We start from the raw sequence: 22,479 nt of genomic DNA, 5'->3' as shown, positions 1-22,479 counted from the left end.
AATGGTATATTTGGATCAAAATGATAGATTTTATGAATCGAGCATTGATATGACCCAAGAGCAGCTCAAGATGTTTATTGCCGTCGTGGAGCAGGGAAGCTTTCGTGGAGCGGCCAAGGCGATTTTCAAAACCCAGCCGACGATTAGTAATGCGGTTAAGAAGCTTGAAGAAGAATTTGGCTTTCCCTTATTTGATAGGGATAGCTATAGACCGAACCTCACAAAACAGGGACAGGCTTTTTATCAGCAGACTAAGAGAGTTATGCAAAGCCTCGAGCAGCTCTCTGTAATGGGGCACCAGCTTGGTGCGGGAATAGAACCCAAGTTTACTGTGGTCATTAGTGGTATTGTCGAGCTAAGCCCACTTCTGGAACAGATCAAACCTATAGTGCTGTCTTTTCCTAATACGGATTTTAGTATTAGCACTGAACTACTGTCTGGCGTGATGGAGCGCATAGATGACAATGAAGCTGATCTGGCATTTGCTACTTTGTTCGGCGTTGAGAGCAAGCATGAGTGGAAGAAAATAGGGCAGGTCGAATTAGTTAATGTTGTGGCTCCTGATGTTTTTCCTGGCGATGAAATTTCACAATTAGAAGCTGCACAACTACCCCAAATTGTTGTGAGGGATACGGGCTGCTCAGAAAATAAGGGAAATATCAACTTGCTGGAAGTTGGGCGCAGATGGTTTGTTAATGACTACCACACAAAAAAAGAGCTGACCCTTGCTGGACTTGGTTGGGGTCGAATACCAAGGCACTTCATAAAGAGTGAACTGGAGCGAGGTTTGCTTGTACCTCTTAGTGTTGAGGGGATTGAAGCATTTAGCAGTTTTGATTTATGTATTATTCGTAATAGAGAACGCTCTTTGGGGCCAATTGCTGGTAGATTTTGGGACTCTTTTTAAGGTTGGTATATTTTTAATCCATTTACAACTATAAGGGGGTTAAAGCTACCTTACAAAATTGAGTGGAGAAATTGTTCTTCAAATAAGATGTCTATTTTAAAAAAATATGTTGATAAATTAATGTGAGCTGGTTGAAACAGTTCAGACCTAAAATGAAGTTTTCTGAGTAACCGAGGCTTATCATATCAGGTCTGAACATCTACATTTTTAGCGTTATTCCCATCAATAATGGAGATTTGCGAGTTGAAATCTCTATTAGTCAGTCTTAGGGATCGATATTCACAACAACTTTCCCCATAGCTTGCCCACTTGCCAGCCGTTCATGGGCCTTGCCAATATCAGGCAAACTATAAGAAGTTTCATCAAGCACAGGTTTGAGATCGCCTGCTTCAGTAATGGCTTTTAGTGCTTTTAAAATATGCCCGTGTTCCTCACGGTGATAATTGTGTAGCATTGGAATTAACATAAAAATGACATGCAAAGACAAGCCTTTAAAGTGAGCAGGCGTCAGGTCAAGTTCTACCATGGAAACGGTAGTAGCTACTTGGCCGTTGAGTTTTGCTGCCTCAAAAGAGTTCGTTATATTTGCACCACCGACTGAGTCGAATACTATATCGAAGCCTGCTCCGTTGGTGTACTTCAGTACATATGACTCAACCGATTCAGTCCGGTAGTTAATAGGCGTTGCCCCCAGTTTTTCAATCATTGCCAGTTGAGGATCTCCGGAACCTGTTGAGTAAACATCAGCACCAAAGTGACGAGCCAGTTGTACAGCTATATGACCTACACCGCCCGAGCCACCGTGAACAAGAACACTTTGTCCAGGCTTAACCCCCGCACGCTGTAACCCTTCGTAGGCGGTTATGCCTACTAAGGGCAAAGCTGCTGCTTCCCGCATGGTCAGGTTCTCGGGTTTCAGGGCAATTAAGTTCGCGTCTGCAACAATATATTCGGCTAATGTTCCCGGCAAGTCAGCCAGTCCACCTGCGCAGCCATAGACTTCATCGCCCACTTGATAATCGGTTACACCTTCGCCAATCTCTTCAACAACACCAGCGAAATCCATACCCAATATTGCCGGGGCTTTCGGTGAAAGGGGTAATGCAGGTCCCATTTGGCGAATCATGGTATCTACGGTATTGACGCTGGTTGCTGATATTTTAATCAGCACATGGCCAGCTTTGGTGGTCGGCTTGGGTACTACAGCAGCTTCAAATACGTCTGGGCCGCCAAAGGTATTTACAATCATTGCTCTCATTTTGATTCCCAAAAAGTGTACTTTCTGTAGAGTTTTGTCTAAGTGTCCGAAGTAAGTAGGGCATCGCAGTCTGTAAATCATCGAATGCCCAATTGCTACTGCTAGTTTATTTTTTGTACATCCATAACCAGTTGGTTCCAGTTCCGCTGATTTTCAATATCGTGTTCCAACCCTTGTTCATCTGCGATAGAGAAGCGTTTTAGCGCAGGTGTTTTACTGGTTGCTTGATACAGCCAATAGGCCTCCGCTTTTAGCGCTTCACCGATAGGTTTATCGATGGACTCATAGACCGCCTGCTTACAGGCATTGATTGATTCTGCTGGAAATTGAGCGATTCTCTTCGCTAGGCTATCGACATACTCGCCAATTTCATCTGGCTCTAGTGCTTTGTTGATTGTGCCGAGGCTTTCCGCTTCGTCAGCATCGAAATCACGGGCGCTGAGAATAATCTCCAGCGCTTTACCCAGTCCTGTCTGCCGAGCCATCCTTGATGCGCCTCCCCCACAGGGGAGGATTCCCATACCCACTTCCATTTGCATGAATTTATATTTTCCTCGGGCTGCGAAACGCATATCGAGTGACAAGGCCAGTTCATGGCCACCACCTCTAGCGAAGCCTTCTAGTTTGGCGATCGTTGCTTGGGGCACCTTACTGATGCGTTCACAGATAGCCTGTAAATCCAATAGTTGGGCTTCTTCGCGAGATACAGCTTCGTCAGACATATCTTTCAGTAACTCAGTATCGTAATGACATACCCAAACTTCCGGATTTGCCGACTGAAACACAACGACTTTGGTTTCTCGATCCCGTTCCAGGCGCATTGCCAGGCTGTTTAAGTCGGCCAGCATTTCTTGCCCTTGGACATTCACGGGACCAAAGTCAAATGTCACAGTTAGGATTCTGTCATCTTGCTTCGCCGTGAATGTGGTAAAACCTTCATATTTCATGGTGAATTCCTTTTAATTGAATACGTTAACGTCTTAGGTATTTTTAATGCCGAGTTTGTCGAGAGTGTTCTCAATTTCTTCAATAAGTACCTTTCTCTTTTTCACATCAAGCGCGTCTGGGTGCGGCTGGGACCAATTGCCTATGTCATTGTCAAAGTATTTACCGCTAGCGTTTGAGAACTCATCATCGAGTGCCGCCCGTACCAATATGTTGGCGCCGATACTTAAGTCTTTCCCTTGAGTTCCGTAGGCATCTTTCACCATTTTGCTACCCAGAAATGAGGCGGGATTGATTGCGATAAATTGCGGGGCCTTGTTACCAAGTGATTGGGCTAGCTGGAAGGACCACATGGTGAGAGCCAGCTTACTTTGAGCATAAGCGTCACTGTCGGATAGTTGTTGGTGACCTTTGAGCGCTTCGATGTTTACAGTTGCTTGCGCTGCAGAGGATAGATTAATAATGCGGCCATTGGCGCTAAACAGCGGCAATAGCTGTGTCGTTAACAAGTAGGGGGCAATAGCATTTACGATAAAACGAACATCGTAACCCGTGTCGGTTATTGGGTTTTGTACTTTAAATACGCCGGCATTATTGATAAGAACATCAATACTTGAATATTGATCTTTCACCTCTGAAGCTAGTGCTAGCACCTCAGATATATTGGATAAATCTGCTCGGAATGTATTTATATGAACTTCCGGAGAGTTTTGCTTTATCACTTCTTTCGCATTCGCTAGTTTTGCATCACTACGACCATGTAAGAGCAAAGATTGCCCCTTTGCTGCCAGTAATTTTGCAGTCTCCAAGCCGATGCCATCTGTACCGCCTGTCAATAAAATAGTCCTCTTCATTTGTTATTCCTTTACACTAAAACGTGGGAGAATGACTTCCGAAATTGCTTTAAGAGTTTCTTCAATATTTGCCTGGTTAAATCGGAGGTTCAGGGCAACGTGGTTAACACCGATCTCTTCTCGTGACTTTAGATATTTGCATAATTGATTAATGCCCAGTCGGTATCCCAAGTGCATGGGGTGCGGTAAAGCATCCGGGGTATCGCTTATATCAATATAGAGAGGCTCCATAATCGGCTTGTCAATAGTCGAGTTATTTCGCAACTGGCTAATAAATTGCTCTTGTGCGGCATGTGAACGAGGATAGATGATCCAGCCATCTCCGTTGTCAACTAGCCAGCCTGAGGATTGCTGAGACGAGCCTGTTATCAGTAAAGGCAGGCTTGTTTCTCTCGGCTTGGGCAAATATGTCCAGATCGCCGGAAATCGACCCCAGTGAGCTCTGAAATTGAGGGTAGGGTTCTGCTGCACGACGAATATATTCGTAGCTCTCCCTGAACAGTTTGCCTCGCTCCTGATATGAAACATTCATCGCAGGATATTCTTCCGGGCGATCCCCACTGGCGACCCCAAGAATTAGGCGTCCGCCTGAGATTTGATCAACAGAGGCTGCAGCTTTTGCGATATGCGCTGGGTGGCGTAAGGGCAAAATGATGCTGGCTACACCGAGGGTAATTTTCGATGTCTGGCCTGAGAGCAGCCCAAGGTAGACGAATGGGTCAAAAGTTTGACCCGCATCGCCAAAAGAAGGCACATTGAAGGGGACATCTCTAAGCCAAATCGCACTAAACCCCAGTTCTTCCGCAAGCCGAACCTTTTCAACATGATTAAGCATTGTTGGAACCGGATTCGTGGCGTAATTCTCTATGGGAACCACAAGTCCCACCGTGAGCTTACCTGGCCTAAATACAGCGTTGTAACCGGCATTGATACTAGCAAAAGAGCCACCTTGAGCTTGGTGTTGAGAGTGCACTGAGGTAGTTCCTATGCTTCTCGGTTAGGAGAGGCTTGGCGGCCAAAGGTGCTAACTAGATCACTATCAGCGGCTTGGACCTGGCCATTTTTTGCGCCGCCGTTCATAAACACTCGTACATGCATCTTTTATCTCCCACAAAGCCTAGGCCAGTCGCCAATCAGTGCTGGCTCGATCTATGATTCAAGACTAAATCATTGGAATTAGTGTATAAACGACGTATAAATGGAATCAGAATTCGGTTTTTGGGGATAATAAGTGGATACAAATGGGGTTCGGCTATTCGTGCTGGCCGCAGAGATGCTGAATATAAGCTCTGCGGGGCGAAGGCTTGGATTGGCTCCTTCTGTAGCCAGCGCCCGCTTGTCGAAGCTTGAAGTTCAGCTGGGGGCGGACCTTTTTCATCGATCTACCCGCAAGGTCTCACTGTCCATAGAGGGGGAGGAGTTCCTGCCTTTTGCCCGGGAGATCATCGCACAAGAGGATGCGGCATTTGCTGCGCTGGGGCGTGGAAATTCCTCCGTGAGCGGAACACTCAGGTTTGCGGCATCGAGCACTTTCGTTCAGCGTTTTATCGCGCCTATCCTGCCTGAATTCCTGGAAAGGTACCCTGGCGTCAATGTTGAGCTGAAGCTCTCAGACACACAAGTCAGCCTTATCGAGGGTGGCTTTGATTTGGCGCTGCGCAATTATGCGGTTGAAGACAGCAGCTTAATTGGTAGGAAGCTGGCGGATGATAAACGAGTTCTATGCGCTTCTCCCAGTTATTTGGATAAATACGGCATTCCTGAAAAACCACAAGACCTTGTTGCGCATCAGCTGTTGGCCTTTATTAATTCAAAACCCAGGAAACTCATATCTGCGAGCGATCAGACTACTTATCAATTCCCACCTTCAAACAGCAGAACTCGAGTGACTTGTGATGATGGCGCCAGCATGCGTATCGCTGCAAAAGCAGGGGTGGGAATTTGCATGAGTTCTATCTGGAATATCCAAACAGAAATTTTAGAGGGCTCCCTGGTTAGAGTGCTGCCAGAATATTATATAGATGATCAATCAGCCATTTGGCTCGTATACCCCAAGTCCAATGTTCTGACATCTAAAGTGCGAGTCTTTATTGACTACCTGATTGAGAAAATCGGAAAACCGCCAGTTTGGGAACAGTAGATTGTTGCTTCATCAAAAGGAATCCACTTCACATGGGTATGCGCAAGCTCTGTTCTGCATAGCATAGGTAGATTAATTTCGCTCCTTAAGGGGGAAGATCTCGGTGCTCAGCTAGAGGTCTTTTTTCTTTCAGGTAATAATTCACGGCTTGATGCGGCCTCCCTTTTCTAGTCTGGTAAATTCTCTATCTGTTAAGAATATATCCATTTACAGGATATCTTATACGTCTAGTAGTGATACTTCAGTTGTATAAACCAATCTCTCTCAATTTAAAAGGCCAAAATCTAAAAAAATATGCCCAAAACCTAAAGGCCGCACTGCAAACTGCGTGTAGTCTTTAGTTTTAGGACAAACTGGGAATCTTTTGGATACTTTAGGTAATACGATCCACGGACTTTGGTATTTCTGTAGTCTTTCCTTTACGTATGAATTTTGTGTAAGGTATTTTTCAAGCCAAGCTTCCTGAGAATTTGGCTTTATTAATTGGACTCAAAAGATTAATTCAGTTTGTGTTCACAGATACAGGCCTATAAATAAGTCAGGGTTAAGGGCGGTGAGCAAAATCTTTATCTTGGCGTGTTTGATAATAGTAATTGGACTAGTGCTTATTTTTAGAGGCACAAAATATAGATTTAGTAGTTTTACATTCATCGTAATAAATTTCTATAAATAGCATTTGTTTAGCTAATCGAAATTTATATGTAGGCTGCCCCGAAACAGGAAGTTAATACATGGACCTTATATTTAACAATGCTGCATTGCGCCAAAACCTTATAGGCTGCCCGGCTTCTCATGCAGACGCATTTAAAACCACCGCAGCATCTCATCGTTGCGTTATCATCGTTCGCGCAACAGGGCCAACATGTACCCAATTACTTGAGCAGGGATATGACACGAAGGGCTTTAGGATTCATGGGAAGTCATGTGATTGGGGGCCGATGGCAGGCTTTGTCTTACGAGACCCCCGGTTAAATAAACACGGGATGAGAAAAGCGGCCTATAACCGTGATCAACATCGAGAAGCCTTTACTGATCTACAGTCTGGTGCAGGTTGGACCGCATCAACCACACCTCTTCGATTACATCAGGAGCGGGTTGATTGGCTTATTCAATCGGGAAAGATCAATGTTACAAGAAAAACTCAAGATCGTTACGAGGGTGTAGCCAGCCACCTCAGTGGCATTACTTTTCATTACTCACTTATCAGGGTTAACACATGCTTGGGAGACATGTGGGGTGTATATATTGATAAGGAAAAAAGTAGGCAGTCAGGCTTTATTCAGGAACGTGGCAACATTGTTGTTCAGTATGACACTAAGTACAAGGATATGTATGAGCCGCTACTGGCAATGACTAACCCTGTTGAGCATCGTCATTTTCGTAATGAGCACCCCCTTAATGCGATTACTGGAGATTATGATCTGTTTGCTATCTGGCCATTTAAGCGGGGCGCAAAGAGGTTTGATCGATATGGAGATGATCGCCGTATTCTCGGCACTGCTCAAGCTTGGTCGCAGCGTCAGCATATCGAAACCCAATTAGAGAGAAATTTCACTACCCAAAGGCAAGGCACCAAGCTGGGAAATATAACTAATCGGATTTATGAAGTAAGCCAGACACTCAATTCCACTATTGGCGGCATTCGCAACCCGAGAGCTGGAGCTGGGCATTGGGGGCCATTCCCCAGAAGAAATGTACTATGGCACAGTGATGAAGCCGCACGCCCATATGTGAACGACATAGATTTACCCCTTATTGCATTTACTCCTGCTCGCAGTGAAGTGGTTATTCAAACTTTGCAGGCTTTCAGAGAGCTTATAGCAATGTGCAGAATAAATGGTGTCAATGTCACTCTGGCAGAGGGCTGGGCAATGAACCCTACCAATAATAAGCCAGACCGATTGGGGCAAGGCTACGGAAGGTTTGTACCTCGCGACTGGCACTTTGGTCAGTGGATTGTCCCACCTTGGTACAATGCTTAACTATCGGGCTGTATGAAAGAAATATTAGTGGTCTCTTAGAAGGTGACCCTTATCTTCGCTTACTGTAGTTACGCTCCAGTATTTCCTGGCGAGCTTTCTCTTCAAAGGAAAGCTCTGCGGTGGGTCTTATCAATAGTCGCTGCAGCCCGATAGGGTCACCGCTGATTTCGCAGTAACCGTAGCTGCCATCTTTTATTTTCTCCAGAGCCCGCTGGATCTTTCTCAACAGCAGGTTCTTTCGACCGGTAAAGCGCAGATGTTGCTGGTTTTCTTGCTCTGCAGTTGCCCGATCCAGGTCATCAGCTAAGGCAAGTTTCGTGGTAGCAATAGCCTGTTGCCCGTGTGCAAGCTCGGCCAGCAGGTCATTTCTCAATTCCATCAGAAGTTGTTTGAAGAAGAGTAATTGCTTTTCGTTCATATAGTCTGAGGCGGGCATCCCCAGCAGTTCTTGCTCACTGATTTTTGGCATTCCATGAATCCCCTGTTCCATAGCTCACGTTGACTTGAAATATTAAATTTATGATATAACATATCATCATATTGGCTGAAGTGTATGTGGTTGTCTTGGGTTCTCGTAGATTAAAAGGATTGTTGTGAGAGATACTTTAGGAATTTTGGCTTCTGGGCTTTGCTTGCTGCACTGTCTTTTGACTCCTTTGTTACCGGTATTGGGAGGTTTGGGGATATTGGGTGCTTTACAAGAGGACCAGTTTCTCCATTTGCTGTTGCTTGTACCCGTGGTAATTCTGGCCTTGGCCAGCTTCCCAGCCTCTTGCCGACGCCATCAGCGCTACGCGGTAATGATTGTTGGTTTCTCCGGGGCATTGCTATTGGTTGGTGCGCTATATATCGAGGGGGTATGGGAGCTAGTTGCCAGTGTTCTTGGTGCAGGCTTATTGATTGTTGCCCACTGGGTAAATCAGCGCTTGATTTATCGGGGCGCTCTTGTCGAATAGGTGAAGATCATGAGGCTTGCAGGAGCATTGTTCGTTGTGTTTTTTTGGGCTGGCCCGGTGGCCGCAGAGGTGGGAAGCCATGTTCACGGTAAGGCGATGATGTACCTGGTGGCCGAAGCAGGCAGAATCAGTGTCGAGCTGGAGTCGCCCACAGTCGACCTGGTGGGATTTGAGCATGCGCCACGTAGCGATGTTCAAAAGCAGCGGTTAGAGCAGGTTGCTCGCGAGCTATCCAAGCCAGATCATTTTCTTGAGTTTGTCGGTGCCCAGTGCAAACCCTTAAGTGTGGAAGTTAAGGCGCCATATAGCGCAGAAGTTACCAGTGACAACTCAGTGCACAGTGGTTTCCGTGCTAGTTACCAATTCAAGTGTGATAATCTGGCAGAGTTCAACAGTGTCATTGTTACCCTGTTTGAGAGGTTTCCCGGTATTCATGGGATTGCAGTGCAATGGATCAGCTCCGGTCGTCAGGGGGCTGAACTGCTCACTGGTAAAGACAACAAATTGCAAATGAAATAGGCTATGAAAGCATCCCAAATCAAACAGACCCTGAGTGTGGCGGAACAAACCTGTCGCAGTTCAGGTGCCCGCCTGACTGAAAAGCGTAAGAACGTTCTTACCGTGTTGTTGCGGTCAAAAACTCCGCTCTCTGCCTATGAAATAGCGGAGCATTACAATGGTGACTTTGGCGACTCAATTCCCGCCATGTCAGTCTATCGAATGCTGGACTTTCTGGCAGCAGAGAACCTGGTTCACAAACTCAATTCAGAAAACAAGTACCTGGCCTGTGCTCATATTGCCTGTGACCACAGCCACCAGACTCCACAGTTTTTAATCTGCAATCGCTGCAGCAAAGTGCGGGAAATTGGCATTAGGCCCGAAGTCATTGATGCATTGCGGGATACGGTTGAAAGTGCTGGATATCATCTCCAGACATCCCAATTGGAGCTGGATTGTGTTTGTGATGAGTGCAGCCGGGATGCAGCTTAGTGGCAGCTAGTCAGTTAATACGCGGGGTACCTGCCAACGTTATCACTGGTTTTTTGGGCGTCGGCAAGACAACGGCTATCCGGCATCTCCTGGAAAGTAAGCCCGCTGATGAGCGCTGGGCTGTTCTGGTCAATGAGTTTGGAGAAGTGGGCGTTGATGGCGCACTTTTTGAACCAGAACAGGAAGGCAATATTTATATTCGAGAGGTACCTGGCGGTTGTATGTGCTGTGCTGCTGGTTTGCCGATGCAGGTCGCTTTAAACCAGTTACTGGCTAAGGCCAGGCCCCATCGATTAATAATTGAGCCGACGGGCCTGGGGCACCCTAGAGAGGTGCTGGCGGCTTTGTCTGATGCAGTGCGCGGCGGTGTGTTGGACCTTCGCGGTACGCTAACTTTGGTCGATGCTCGCTGTATTGAAGACGACCGCTACTTACGCAGTGAGACTTTTCGGCAGCAATTAGAAGTTGCTGATCTGGTAGTGGCTAATAAGTCTGATCTCTACGGCCCCGAAGACTTGCAAAACCTTCAGCGATTTCTCTCGTTCTTAGGTGAGGGCGCTGAAAAACCGCTGCAAGTGGTGGAGCAGGGGCGTATCGAATTGGATTGGCTCCAACTGCCCTGCAGTTTTCAGGTCTCGTCGGGGAGTGACCACCACCACCCAGTAACTCAGGCGGCGGATGAGGTTGAGCTATTGCCGGAGTGTGGCTATCTCCGCTCAGAGAATAGCGGAGAGGGTTACTACAGCTGTGGCTGGCGTTTTAGCCCTGAATTTATATTTGATTATGATGCGCTCTTTTCACTATTCAGTGGCACTGACGCTGAGAGAATCAAGGGGGTATTTATTACCGAGCAAGGTGTATTTGGATTTAATAAGGCTGACAAAGTGCTTACAGTTTTAGAGCTGGATGACACATTGGAAAGCCGGGTAGAGGCGATTAACCAAGCGCGTTTGGATTGGGATGCAATGGAGAGCTCCTGGATCGCTGCCCTGGCGGATAACCAGGGTACCGAAACAAAAGTGTTTTACGAATCCAAATAGCTATATGGCCAGGTATTCAAATCTGGCCTGGCTTATTAGAAATTTTTGCATAAATTCGGTCATTTTTTCGCGGCCGTATTCCGTAAAGTTTTAATCTGACGTAAATCTCTGAAGTAAACCAATGAATATAAAATTACTCGGCCGCTTAACTGTGGCATGGCTTGCTATGTCCGGAACCTCGGGCAGCTTTGCCGCAGATCCCCTAAATGTAACCGGTGATAAGTTCCGCCAGCTGGAGGAACTGCTGCCGACACCGAATAGTTACCGAACAGCGTCGGGAGCCCCTGGTCATGCCTATTGGCAGCAGCAGGCGGACTACGATATCAAGGTTTCATTGGATGATGATAAGCAACTGATCACTGCTTCAGAGACCATCACTTACACCAATAATTCGCCGGACACCCTGCGTTACTTGTGGGTGCAACTGGATCAAAATCGCTTCAAGCCAAATTCCTCTGGTAATTTGGCGACGCCGGTTGATATGGAAGCTATTGAACCGGACACCATTCCATTTAAGAGTTTTCGTCGTGCAGTAGTATCCGGTGAATTCCCAGGCGGATACCAGATTACTAAAGTGGCTGACACTCGGGGTAGGGAGCTTCGCCATACTATTGTCGATACCGGCATGCGAATTGACTTGCCCCAGCCTCTGGCCTCAGGTTCCAGCGTGAGTTTCCAGATTGACTGGGCTTACAAGGTTATTGAGCAGAAAGCACTGGGTGGGCGTTCCGGTTATGAATATTTTGAGCGCGACGATAACTACTTATACGAGATAGCCCAATGGTTCCCTCGTATGGCTGCATATAACGATGTTAGCGGGTGGCAAAACAAGCAGTTCCTGGGACGCGGCGAATTTGCGCTGGAGTTTGGGGATTATCGCGTTGCTATTGAAGTGCCAGCAGATCATATCGTTGCTGCAACCGGTGTTCTTCAAAATCCCAAGGATGTATTGACCTCCAAGCAGCGCGAGCGTTTGAGAAAGGCTCGAGTAGCCAGTAAGCCTGTGATGATTGTCACTAAGAATGAAGCGCTGGAGAACGAAAAAAGTCGTTCAAATAAGCGTAAAACCTGGGTATTTGAAGCTGAGAATGTACGTGACTTTTCTTGGGCTTCGTCACGTAAATTCCTGTGGGACGCACAGGGTTACAAGAAGGGTGGAACCGATACGATGGCTATGTCCTTCTACCCGGAAGAGGGCACTCCACTGTGGGACAAGTACTCAACAGAGTCCATTATTCATACAATAGATATCTATAACCGCTACAGTTTTGACTATCCCTATCCGGTCTCTATTTCCGTCAATGGCCCTGTGGGGGGAATGGAATACCCCATGATCACCTTCAATGGTCCGCGCCCTGAAATTGATGAGGAGGACCGCAGCAAGCGTACTTACTCTCGCCGCACCAAGTATGGGCTTATCTCTGTGATCATTCATGAGGTGGGGCACAATTATTACCCTATGATCATCAACTCTGATGAGCGTCAGTGGACCTGGATGGATGAGGGCCTGAATACCTTCGTACAGTTCTTGGCTGAACAGGAATGGGAAGAGAAGTATCCATCCCGCCGTGGCGATGCACGAAAAATTGTCGAGTATATGAAGAGTGAAAACCAGGTTCCGATTATGACGAACTCGGAATCTGTGCTTCAGCTTGGTAACAATGCCTACGGTAAGCCTGCAGCTGCACTGAATATCCTGCGTGAATCCATTATGGGGCGTGAGTTGTTCGATTTTGCTTTCCGGGAATATGCCCAGCGTTGGAAGTTCAAACGCCCTATGCCTGCGGACTTTTTCCGCACTATGGAAGATGCATCAGGTATGGACCTGGATTGGTTCTGGCGCGGATGGTTCTACACCACTGATAATGTCGATATCAGCCTTGATGCCGTACATCATTACACCGTTGGTACACAAAATCCTGAAGTGGAAGGGCCTTGGAAGCGCGCCCAGCATAAACGGGAACCCGAGACTATCACTGTTATTGAAAATCGCGCGAAAAAGTTGACTCGAATCGTCGATGCTAAGCCGGAGTTGGAAGACTTCTATAATACTCACGATGAGTTTGACGTTTCTAATGCGGATCGCAATAGCTACCAAAGTAAACTAGAAAATCTAGAGGACTGGGAAAAAGACATGCTCAAGGTTGAGAGTAATGTCTACGTGCTGGACTTTAGCAATATTGGTGGCTTGGTGATGCCACTGTTCCTGCGGCTGGAATATGAAGATGGGAGTGTTGAGGATTTGCGTATCCCCGCTGAAATCTGGACTCGCAATGCCAAGAAGACCTCCAAAATGCTGGTGAGGGATAAGAGCAAGGTGCTTAAGTCTGTAGTGCTCGATCCCCATTGGGAAACAGCGGATGTCAATGTGGAGAACAACTTCTATCCACGTCGAATTATCAAGTCACGCCTGGAACTATTTAAGGATGAAAAGCAGCGTAACTTGATGAAAGATTGGGATGAGGAGCTTAAAGAGGAAGATTAGGTCTTGGAAAAAGTGCAGCACGCAGGCGGTCGGCCTGGAGGCTGCACTTTTGTCCTTTTTACTAAAAATATCCATCTGAAACATTCATTGTGTAGTGGTAGTATTTGATGAAAGTTTTACTTTCCTTTTTAGTGATAGTCACAACCTCGGTATTTTCATTCCAGGCAAATGCACATCGCTATCATTTTGGTTTGACCAACCTCTCCGTAAACGGGCGTACTCAAACGCTGGAGGTTTCCCATCGTTTTTTTGTTGCTGACATTGAAAAGGCCTTATCAATAAGTGCCAGTAAAGAGTTGAATGAAGCACAAAGACAGATGGAGAGCTATGTCAATTCAAGATTTCAGATTAGCCAGGAAAATGGTGAGGTGGTGAAGCTTAATTGGGTAGGTATGGAAGCCGACGTTCATGACATTTGGATATATCAGGAAGTGCCTATGGTAGATATTTCCAGTAAAAAATTGAACGTTAAACAATCAATGCTGATGGAGATAGAGCGGGACCAGGTGAACACATTGAATGTCAATAATGGCAGGGGAACTCAAAGCTACACCTTAAAGCCCGGTGAGAGTAAGGTAGGGTTCACTTTATGAGCTGGAAACTTGTCAGATAGTATCTAATTCTGTAGTTGATCGTTCAGGGTTGACCTGACAGAAGACCTTTTGAAAACCGGTAACTGTCAGATCAAATCTGAACTGATGCAGTCAAGAGCAGAATAGCTCAATAGGCTATACGTCACTCTTGAGAAAAGTTAAATTACTTGCCCCGTTACCGGCATATATATCATGGTTGTATGGGAATTGCCGTTATGATTACTATCTTTACCAAAAAAATGAGCCATATCTAGTAGCTCCCAACCGCCTGTATTTCCATCAGTAAAAACACAGTCACTTTTATTGCCTGCTCCATGACCATTTGAGGTATGAATCATTACATGTCTCATAACTCCTAAATTTGATAGAAAACCAACGAAGCAGCCCTCCGGCAAGGTCATTAAATCGTGCAGAGTATTAACTGATCGGGTTCTGGGGGTGGCTCCAAAAATTCTATTGTAGTTATTGTTACCAGTAACATTATAGTTTTTGTTGTCCATGGTTACACTTGGGCAGTTTACACCCTTGGCGCTCCAGGCACAGTAGAGCGCAGCGTCCCAGCATTGCAAACTACTTAGTTTTGTATAAAGGGAAAGCTCTGGTCCTGTCAGAGTGCCGTTCATGAAAGCGGGTTTCGCATTTCCCATCGCCTCAGCTAACAGACGCGTTCTTCTACCTGGTGTTTGCCCCTCAGGGATTAAGGTCATTAGTGGCATTTTTGTTCCTTATTTTTATGCTTAGAAGTTGTTTTCTAAATGTTAATGCACCAAATGAATCGCATTGAAGCCATGATAAATGAATGGCGGACCTAACTGTTAGAAAAAAGTGCTATTTGTAATGCTGTGTTTTAGTCGGCTAATGGCAATCTCTAGATGCGACTCTTTATTTTATATTTTTTGATTAAATGGCCGCGCTTTGTGGGCGGCAAGTCGTAAAACCCTACTTGGTATCAGGGGTTTCATTTTCGTAATTTCCGTTTCAGATCTTTAGTTTGAGTAACTGTGATCTCTGGTATCAATTTCTGGATGTTATTAACGGCTTCATGTTGCTTGTAAAGGCAGTTGAGTTGAGGTCGCTATGGTTGTTTTAGGGTGGAGTAATAGCTAGATGTAAATCTTTCTTAAATTATCCGCATCGATGGGTAGGGTGTTTGGATTTCCTTATAAAACTATTAATCTGGAGTCACATAATGCCAGTCGAGGCTATTGTGTCCTTTGGTTTTAGTGGTTTTTGGTTGTCTCCGGGGTTATATTCCTTCACGTACTTGTTTAAACCAGCTGAGTACTTTCTGGTGGTGTTCTTGCCCGTATAAGAGAATAAAATTACGGGTGTGGTAATTCTTGTTGTCCTGCAGTGCATTGATGCGCTCATCAACAAATTCTGGTGTTAGTTCGATGCCGCACTCTACCGTAATGCAATGTAGCCAAGCGTTGAAATTCTCTGGTACTACTGGCTGGGTCATAATAACTCCTAATTATTTTCTTGGTGCCTACGGGCCCTAAGGGAAGTTCTTGTGAAAACGCAGGGATTTATCTAAGTTCTTATTGAGGGCAATTTATAAAATGGAAAAACCACCGGCAATGATTACTGCTGGTGGTTTGATTGATTGACTAAAGCCTTTCCCTGACTAAAACATGCCTCGCAATCCAACACTAAAGTTCCGCCCCGGCAGTGGAGCAAGTTCCTTTAGGAAGGATGAATGCACGTAAGCTAACTCGTCAGTTAGATTGTTAGCCTTCAGGTAAACGGTGAGGTCGTGTTGGCTTCCTTGAAAAGTGTATGCAAGCTCAGTATTCAAAAGTGTGTAAGCAGCGGTGCTGGTTTCCAGTTCTGATACTTTGTTTTGCTCAAACGCGTGCGTAATCTCAATTCCTGCATCCCATCCATTAGAGCTATAACTTAACATACTGCCCAATCGTGCAGGTGGAATACGAGGCAGGTTACCTCCGTCATCTAACTTTCCACGAACAGTGTCTCCCCACAGTGTTAATGTGATTGGCTTGGATATCTGCCAGGCAAATTCAGCTTCTAGCCCGTAGAGTGTCGAATCAGCTTGATCGAAGACATAAACGGGTAATTCGCCATGATCGTGACTCTCTTCTTCTTCATCGTGACCATGCTCTTCAATATCTTCGCTGGTGTAGCCCGTATTTCGCTCGTAGTAGAAATTATCAACCTGGTTGTAGAATAGATTCAGCACCCAGCCGATATTTCCGGAATGTCGGCGAAAACTGAGGTCAATGTTGTTGGAAACCTCTTCCTCAACATTGTTCTCGTAGTAAAAATAGGGCTCTTCTGTGTCATCCAGTCTAAATAGTGCGCCGACTTCGAAGGTGCTGGTGCCAATATGGGGACCATAAGAAAAAAGTTCAGCGGCACTGGGTGCTCGTTGGGCGTGGGTAAAAGAGATGCCGGCATTGTAATTAGCGGCAATGTCCCAGACCAAGCCGGCAGAAAAACTATAGGGTGTGAAAGCTAACTTATCGAGATTTCCCCCCTCCCAGTCATCATCGGTGGCTTCGATAGTGACTCTTTCGATTCGGGCTCCTAACTGCCATAGGAACTCTCCCGTGTGCTTTTCCTGTATTAGCCCAATCGCTGAGCTTTCCGTTGTGCTCGGCGGAGTGAACGCCTCTTCGCCTATTGCTTCAAAATCGGTGGTTTTGCTTTCCAGGGTTATTGCACCACGCCAGCCGGCCATCTCTTGCAGCAGCAGGTTGACCCGTGCTTGCAGTGTTTGATTACTGAATGTCGTACCGATAGCGTTGTTTTCGATCTCAGAATGTTCGTAGTCTGTGTAGCCAATTCTGGCATCCAGGCCGCTCAACCATGGGTTATCCAGTGACAGTTCGCTAGCCAATTGCCAGCGGTCCTGTTTCAAGTCAGAGACTACTTCTAACTCTTCTTCATGCTCGTCATGATGCTCTGACTCATCTTCCTCGTGTTCCTCATGTTCTTCAGCGTGCGAATGGCTGTGCCCGGGAATACCGTTAATTCGCTCCAGGCGTCCATAGGCAAGGCCGATTGAACCATTATCTAAAAACCAGTTGCCACCGATGTTGAACCCTTTGCTTTTTGAGTCACTGTTCTCTAATACCTCACTGGATTCTTTGCCATAGTCGCTTGAGGTGGGAATTTCATAGTCGTCACCTTTGCGCCAGAAACTGTCCACGTGATACGCCAACTGATCATTGCCGCCGGTATGAGCCAGCGAGGCTTCGCGCTCATCTGCCACGGTATTGCTGCCCAGCGAGTAAGCGGTCCTGTTTTCACTAGAGGTAGGGATCCGCTCATCTACAACATTGACTACGCCACCAATGGCTCCTGAACCATAAAATAAAGTGGCAGGCCCCCGCAGGATTTCTATCTGCTCTGCAGTAATGGTCTCAGTGGCGACGACATGGTCTGGGCCAACTCGGGAGGCATCAGCGCTATCGAGCCCATTTTGGGTAATCAGAACGCGGGGGCCGTTGAGTCCGCGGATAATGGGACTACTGGCTACTGGTCCAAAGTAACTGGAATGAACCCCTACTTCATTCTTGAGGGTTTCTCCCAAAGTGGAGGCTTGTTTTCGACGCAGCTCTTCACCGGCTACCACTGTTACTGGTTGTGCTGATTCAATAGTGGAAGCATGTAATGGCGTGGCTGTTACGTCAATTTGTTCGATAACAGTGTGTTGCAAGGTAACCTTCAGGGGCTCATCCTGACCAGCTTGTAAAATTACTGTCTTATGGCTGTGCCCCGGGGCATTGATATGGATCTCGCGGAGCTGTGAAGTATTCACCTCAAGTGAAAATCGGCCCTGGGCATCTGTTTGGGTCTGTAGTCGACTTCCCGCGACTTCAATACTGGCGCCATAGATGGGCTCTCCAGAAGTATCTAATACCTGTCCGGAAATTCCATGGGCCAAGTTTGAAAGAGTCATCAGTGCGAAAAGGTTCGCGGTAAATTTCATGGGTTATTCCTAATAAGAGTTTTACGTCCCAGTAAGTGCTCCTCACTCGTCGGCGGACCCGAAATCGAAAGTGAGTAGCAGTCGCAGTTGGCCGGGCTCGACACTCGGCGAGCGGTGGATTAGACCGGCCCCTTCATTGCCCTCCCAGAGTTCGCCTTTGAGAAGGGCAACCGAGCCGCATGCCAGGTGATTAATGGAAGTTGGAGGGAATTCCTGGTTAGCCTTTAAGTCGAGCGTATTTGGGTCAATAAAGTCTGGAGTCAGCCACTCTGTACCTGTACCTAAATATGTCGTAATCAATCGGCAGGGCACCCGATCTACATGAAACTTGGGGCACATTGCACCGCTTAAGGTTGTTAAGCGAATGCCGACTCCGCTTAACTCAAACAGGTAACTGAACATATCTGCCAGTAGCTGGATATCAGCACATAGGTGCGGGTAGGGCTTAAGCTCCGGTAATACTTCAGCGAGACGGTCAATCTTGGTGGTGGGAAGCAGAATCCGGCGGTTGGGGTGTACACCACTATTTAAGAGGGTGCGGCAATCACTGGCTATGCTACCGGGCAGTTCCCGTTGCCAAATGGCCATATTGATATCAGCTTGGAAAATATCTGCTAAAACTTCTCCATTATCTGCAGATACGGCCCGACGGGTATTTGGCAGGTCTGCCTCTGACAGTCCTTCCTCTTTCGGAGCCAGTTCAGCACTTGGAGTTTGTGTGATAAGTGTCTCATGGCTTCTTTCTGTAAAGTCGGTCAGGCTCAAGCTAATCTCCAATTAAGTAACTTCGGCTAATAAACACTATTTTCAGAGGCTTTAATTGCTTTGCTCTCTGCTGTGGCGGGCGCTGCAATACCTAAATTCCTCACTCGCACTACCCACTCTTTAATTCAAGCTATGATATAACATATCATATTGAGAATGGTCGGCCTAGGCAACCTCCAACATTGGGGTGAATCAAGCTTGAAGACCGAATTCATCAGGAGTTCTGATAGCTGGAGGGAACCTTGGTGAGACGTATTGACCACTGCCTGGCGCAAGTAGATTATTCGGCGATGTTCTTTTTAGCAGCAAAACTGTTTATCGCAGATTTCTTTCTTGCTGTCGTCGTAATTCACATTTTGATCAGATTTGATTGGGTAAAATGATACAGTGTATCAATTGTGTGTTTATGGTTTATCCCACTTGAGTGGAGGAGCCAGGGAAATAATGGCAATGATTGGCAGGATTTAGCTAGGGGTGCAGCTTCGTGCCGGCCTGCAGCCGGGGTGGGTGTGTTACTCTGTCAGCCTGCCGTGTTTATGAGTGAATTTTCGGTGTACCGGAAAAGACAGGGTTAGCGTTGGGAAGTACCCAAAATTAACCTGTTATTTTTTAAATATTGCTGAGTAAATATGAAAATAAATAATTCTATTGTTTACGGGGTTGCAACTGCTGCATTATTTGCTGGAGCGAGTTGCGCCAGCCTCGCCGCAGAGAAAGAGAGTGTTTCGACTGAAGGCATGTGGCAACCTCACCAGTTGCCTGAGTTGTCCAAAGAGCTTCGCACTCATGGCCTGGAGCTGGACCCAGCTAGCATGACCAAGCTTACCGAATTTCCAATGAACGCGGTGATCAGCCTGGGGGGATGTTCCGCTTCCTTTGTCTCTCCCACGGGATTGGTGATTACCAACCACCACTGCGCCTACGGTTCAATTTCATACAATTCAACTGAATCCAAGGATTTACTGGCTGAAGGTTTCCTGGCCGGAGATTTGTCTGAAGAGCTGCCTGCTGCACCGGGCTCCCGCGTCTACGTCACCGTTGCAATGAACGAAGTAACGGACAAGGTTAACGAACGCCTGACAGATGAGATGGATGGTGCTGCACGTTTTGCCGCTATCGAAGAAGCGGAGAAGGCGCTGGTTTCCGAGTGTGAAAAAGATCCGGGCCATCGCTGTGAGGTCTATAGCTACTACGGCGGTTTGAACTACTACCTGGTTAAGCAGCTAGAAATCCGCGATGTGCGCTTAGTTCATGCGCCGGCGTCTTCGATTGGCAAATTCGGCGGCGATATCGATAACTGGATGTGGCCTCGCCATACCGGCGATTACGCTTTCTACCGCGCCTATGTTGGCAAAGATGGTAAACCGGCTGATTATTCCAAAGATAATGTCCCTTACGAGCCCAAGCACTACCTGCCCGTAGCGGCAAAAGGCCCTAAGGAAGGCGATTTTGTGATGGTTGCCGGTTACCCTGGCCGCACTAATCGCTATCGCACCGCCCAGGAAGTGGAAAGTAACTTTAATTGGTATTACCCAAACATGCAGCGGGTATTGGGTGAGTGGTCAGAAACGATTGGTGCGGCTACCGCCGACAATAAAGATGCAGAGTTAAAGTATGCCAGTCTCGTGGCAGGCTTGAATAATTACTCTAAAAACTTTACCGGCATGATGGAGGGATACCAGCGTAGCGATCTATTGCAGCGTAAAGAAAAGCTGGAAAAAGATTTGCAAGCTTGGGTGGATTCAGACAAGGCCCGCGAGAAAAAATACCAGTCGACGATCGATGATCTCGAGGCGCTGGTTGTAGAAAAAGAATCAACCCGTGAGCAGGACCTGGCCATCGATTATATGGATCGTTCAGCCATGCTGGGTGCCGCGAGCAAACTGTATCGATTGGCCAAAGAGAACGAAAAACCGGATGCTGAGCGCAAGCCGGGTTATCAGGAACGGGATCTAATCCGATTCAAAGAGGGCATGCGACGTATAGAGCGCAGCTATCACCCATCAGTCGACAAACAGATCTGGCTTTACTTCCTGGACCGTTATCAGGCGCTCCCTAAGGAGCAGCGTATAGCCAGCTTTGATCGTTACTTGAATATCGGCAAAGGCAATACTGACTTAGAGGCAACTCTCGACAAAATGTATAAGGAAACAGAGCTTTCCGATGTCGAGGTACGTGAAGCGTGGATCGGTAAAAAGCCTGAAGACTTTAAAGAGAGCAAAGACCCGTTTATCCAGCTGGCAGTGGCCATGTACGAAGACATGCTTACGCGTGAAGAGCATGAGGAGTCCATGAAAGGGCGCTTCGCTCAATTGCGCCCACAGTATATGGAGATGCTGATAGATTATTACCACTCCCTAGGTAAGCCGGTCTACCCGGATGCAAATAGCTCTCTTCGCGTGACTTATGGCCTGGTTAAAGGCTATGAGCCACCAGCTGGAACAATTAAAGAGGCAGCAGATGGTAATGACGGTAAACAAGGCTTTGTACCTTTTACAACATTGCGTGGTATTAAGGCAAAGTATACCGGCGAGGACCCCTTTGATGCTCCCAAGGCTTTGATGGAAGCGATCGATAAGAAGAACTATGGCCGCTACTATGAAAAGCAGCTGGATTCAGTACCGGTTAATTTCCTAAGTACCGTAGATATTACGGGCGGTAACTCAGGATCTCCGACAATGAATGGTCGCGGCGAGCTGGTGGGAGTCGTATTTGACGGAACATACGATAGCATCAATGCTGATTGGGACTTCACCGATAGCACCCGGGCGATTCATGTCGACATCGCTTACATTCTCTGGGTAATGGAGAATATCGACGGTGCCGGATACCTGGTTCGGGAGATGGGCCAATAGCCGGCAATCGATGAAGTAGTGTCCTCGGGTGAGCAGCGCTCGCCGGGGACATTATTCTGTGTAAGGTTGTATGTTATCCACTTCCATGCTGTAAGCCGCAGTTCCGAACTCGCTTTCTATTTTCAATGTTCTCAGTTTCCCTTCTATAGAGAAAGGTTCGTACAGAGCGTCAACTTGAACTCCCTCAGAAAAACTGCCATGGATAACCTGATTTGGAGGTGGGGGCGGCAGGTGGATACAGGCTCCGAAGTAGGGAACAAAAAGGAAATTGGAAATTGTTAATTCGTCATTGAATTCAATTGGAACTATAAACCCAGCAATACGTATCTGTTGATTGTCGAACTCTGGTTTTATTCGGGTGGAAGTCAAAGCAGCTTGGTAACGGCTTTCATTTTCGCTCGTAGAGGCAATAGCTGATGTGTCAGGCATTGAGTCGGCAGTGGAGCCTTCAACAATATCATCTATGTATTCTGGTGGGTTGAGTAACGCATCCAGATCATCTTTTGGGATTAACTCTTCCCAGCTGACTTCACGATAATTGATACTTACCTGTTTGACTTGAGTATCTTCAGCGACTGGCGCTGAAACTTGATTGGTTTCAACTGGGCTATCACAGCCAGCTACGAGTAGTACGATTGCCAGGGTGCAGGCTGATGAGAAGAGATATCTGTTCATGGCTGGGGTTTATTTATCGTATTAAATGATTTGATATATCATTATATATCTGTTTGCAAAAATCCATGCTGCAAATGAG

Annotated in this window: 20 protein-coding genes; 10 read left to right on the top strand and 10 right to left on the bottom strand. The window is 46.7% G+C overall.

Annotated elements, in window-relative coordinates; all coding sequences use genetic code 11:
- Window positions 1-10: 10 nt before the first annotated feature.
- Complete coding sequence (locus tag ACG1BZ_RS12920; RefSeq protein WP_413662170.1) at window positions 11-907, top strand: LysR family transcriptional regulator; 897 nt, start codon at window positions 11-13, stop codon at window positions 905-907.
- A gap of 265 nt (window positions 908-1,172) precedes the next feature.
- Here the strand turns inward: ACG1BZ_RS12920 and ACG1BZ_RS12915 are convergent, their stop codons facing one another.
- The 4 genes from ACG1BZ_RS12915 to ACG1BZ_RS12900 all read right to left on the bottom strand — a co-directional run bounded on the left by ACG1BZ_RS12915 (window position 1,173) and on the right by ACG1BZ_RS12900 (window position 4,937).
- On the bottom strand, window positions 1,173-2,177 hold the full coding sequence (locus ACG1BZ_RS12915; RefSeq protein ID WP_413662169.1) for a zinc-dependent alcohol dehydrogenase family protein: 1,005 nt from the start codon (window positions 2,175-2,177) through the stop codon (window positions 1,173-1,175).
- 89 nt (window positions 2,178-2,266) lie between these two features.
- Window positions 2,267-3,112, bottom strand: coding sequence for an enoyl-CoA hydratase/isomerase family protein (locus ACG1BZ_RS12910; protein ID WP_413662168.1), 846 nt, complete (start codon window positions 3,110-3,112; stop codon window positions 2,267-2,269).
- Between the two features lie 33 nt (window positions 3,113-3,145).
- Window positions 3,146-3,964 carry an SDR family NAD(P)-dependent oxidoreductase gene (locus ACG1BZ_RS12905; RefSeq protein WP_413662167.1) on the bottom strand — a complete coding sequence of 273 codons (819 nt, stop codon included), beginning with the start codon at window positions 3,962-3,964 and terminating at the stop codon, window positions 3,146-3,148.
- Between the two features lie 328 nt (window positions 3,965-4,292).
- A complete protein-coding gene (locus tag ACG1BZ_RS12900; protein WP_413662166.1) occupies window positions 4,293-4,937 on the bottom strand; it encodes an LLM class flavin-dependent oxidoreductase in 645 nt (214 codons plus the stop codon).
- A gap of 258 nt (window positions 4,938-5,195) precedes the next feature.
- Between ACG1BZ_RS12900 and ACG1BZ_RS12895 the strand changes: the two genes are divergently transcribed.
- Together ACG1BZ_RS12895 and ACG1BZ_RS12890 are read left to right on the top strand one after the other, a co-directional pair.
- Window positions 5,196-6,104, top strand: coding sequence for a LysR family transcriptional regulator (locus ACG1BZ_RS12895; protein WP_413662165.1), 909 nt, complete (start codon window positions 5,196-5,198; stop codon window positions 6,102-6,104).
- Between the two features lie 731 nt (window positions 6,105-6,835).
- Window positions 6,836-8,086 (top strand): anthrax toxin-like adenylyl cyclase domain-containing protein, encoded by a 1,251-nt coding sequence (locus ACG1BZ_RS12890; protein ID WP_413662164.1) that lies wholly within the window; start codon window positions 6,836-6,838, stop codon window positions 8,084-8,086.
- A 49-nt stretch (window positions 8,087-8,135) separates the two neighbouring features.
- Here the strand turns inward: ACG1BZ_RS12890 and ACG1BZ_RS12885 are convergent, their stop codons facing one another.
- Window positions 8,136-8,555, bottom strand: coding sequence for a TraR/DksA family transcriptional regulator (locus ACG1BZ_RS12885; RefSeq protein WP_413662163.1), 420 nt, complete (start codon window positions 8,553-8,555; stop codon window positions 8,136-8,138).
- A gap of 124 nt (window positions 8,556-8,679) precedes the next feature.
- On the opposite strand from ACG1BZ_RS12885, the gene ACG1BZ_RS12880 reads away from it, so the two are divergent.
- The 6 genes from ACG1BZ_RS12880 to ACG1BZ_RS12855 all read left to right on the top strand — a co-directional run bounded on the left by ACG1BZ_RS12880 (window position 8,680) and on the right by ACG1BZ_RS12855 (window position 14,150).
- Window positions 8,680-9,042, top strand: a complete 363-nt coding sequence (locus tag ACG1BZ_RS12880) for a MerC family mercury resistance protein (RefSeq protein ID WP_413662162.1) — start codon at window positions 8,680-8,682, stop codon at window positions 9,040-9,042.
- A gap of 9 nt (window positions 9,043-9,051) precedes the next feature.
- Window positions 9,052-9,561 carry a ZrgA family zinc uptake protein gene (locus tag ACG1BZ_RS12875; RefSeq protein ID WP_413662161.1) on the top strand — a complete coding sequence of 170 codons (510 nt, stop codon included), beginning with the start codon at window positions 9,052-9,054 and terminating at the stop codon, window positions 9,559-9,561.
- Between the two features lie 3 nt (window positions 9,562-9,564).
- Window positions 9,565-10,032: a Fur family transcriptional regulator gene (locus ACG1BZ_RS12870; protein WP_282933007.1), complete on the top strand. Its 468-nt coding sequence runs from the start codon at window positions 9,565-9,567 to the stop codon at window positions 10,030-10,032.
- Complete coding sequence (locus tag ACG1BZ_RS12865; protein WP_413662160.1) at window positions 10,032-11,072, top strand: CobW family GTP-binding protein; 1,041 nt, start codon at window positions 10,032-10,034, stop codon at window positions 11,070-11,072. Before ACG1BZ_RS12870 ends, ACG1BZ_RS12865 begins: the two co-directional genes overlap by 1 nt.
- A 121-nt stretch (window positions 11,073-11,193) precedes the next feature.
- Window positions 11,194-13,557: a M1 family metallopeptidase gene (locus ACG1BZ_RS12860; protein ID WP_413662159.1), complete on the top strand. Its 2,364-nt coding sequence runs from the start codon at window positions 11,194-11,196 to the stop codon at window positions 13,555-13,557.
- 107 nt (window positions 13,558-13,664) lie between these two features.
- Window positions 13,665-14,150 (top strand): DUF6702 family protein, encoded by a 486-nt coding sequence (locus tag ACG1BZ_RS12855; protein WP_413662158.1) that lies wholly within the window; start codon window positions 13,665-13,667, stop codon window positions 14,148-14,150.
- 158 nt (window positions 14,151-14,308) lie between these two features.
- Here ACG1BZ_RS12855 and ACG1BZ_RS12850 read toward each other — a convergent pair whose 3' ends face one another.
- The 4 genes from ACG1BZ_RS12850 to ACG1BZ_RS12835 form a co-directional block, all read right to left on the bottom strand.
- Window positions 14,309-14,866, bottom strand: coding sequence for a hypothetical protein (locus tag ACG1BZ_RS12850; RefSeq protein ID WP_157953999.1), 558 nt, complete (start codon window positions 14,864-14,866; stop codon window positions 14,309-14,311).
- A 530-nt stretch (window positions 14,867-15,396) separates the two neighbouring features.
- Window positions 15,397-15,612 (bottom strand): hypothetical protein, encoded by a 216-nt coding sequence (locus ACG1BZ_RS12845; RefSeq protein ID WP_413662157.1) that lies wholly within the window; start codon window positions 15,610-15,612, stop codon window positions 15,397-15,399.
- Window positions 15,613-15,777: 165 nt separating this feature from the next.
- The gene (locus tag ACG1BZ_RS12840; protein WP_413662156.1) at window positions 15,778-18,105 is read right to left on the bottom strand and encodes a TonB-dependent receptor; all 2,328 of its coding nucleotides are present in this window, start codon (window positions 18,103-18,105) and stop codon (window positions 15,778-15,780) included.
- A gap of 42 nt (window positions 18,106-18,147) precedes the next feature.
- Window positions 18,148-18,870, bottom strand: a complete 723-nt coding sequence (locus ACG1BZ_RS12835; RefSeq protein WP_413662155.1) for a DUF1826 domain-containing protein — start codon at window positions 18,868-18,870, stop codon at window positions 18,148-18,150.
- Between the two features lie 629 nt (window positions 18,871-19,499).
- On the opposite strand from ACG1BZ_RS12835, the gene ACG1BZ_RS12830 reads away from it, so the two are divergent.
- Entirely contained in the window at window positions 19,500-21,725 is a 2,226-nt protein-coding gene (locus ACG1BZ_RS12830) for a S46 family peptidase (RefSeq protein WP_413662154.1), read from the top strand.
- Between the two features lie 51 nt (window positions 21,726-21,776).
- Here ACG1BZ_RS12830 and ACG1BZ_RS12825 read toward each other — a convergent pair whose 3' ends face one another.
- Window positions 21,777-22,400, bottom strand: coding sequence for a DUF3299 domain-containing protein (locus tag ACG1BZ_RS12825; protein WP_413662153.1), 624 nt, complete (start codon window positions 22,398-22,400; stop codon window positions 21,777-21,779).
- Window positions 22,401-22,479 lie beyond the last annotated feature (79 nt).

Origin of the sequence: Microbulbifer sp. CNSA002, assembly GCF_047324085.1 — a bacterium.
Taxonomy (GTDB): Bacteria; Pseudomonadota; Gammaproteobacteria; order Pseudomonadales; family Cellvibrionaceae; genus Microbulbifer.
The sequence above is the reverse complement of the archived record's forward strand: the minus strand, read 5'-3'. Positions and strand labels throughout refer to the sequence as shown.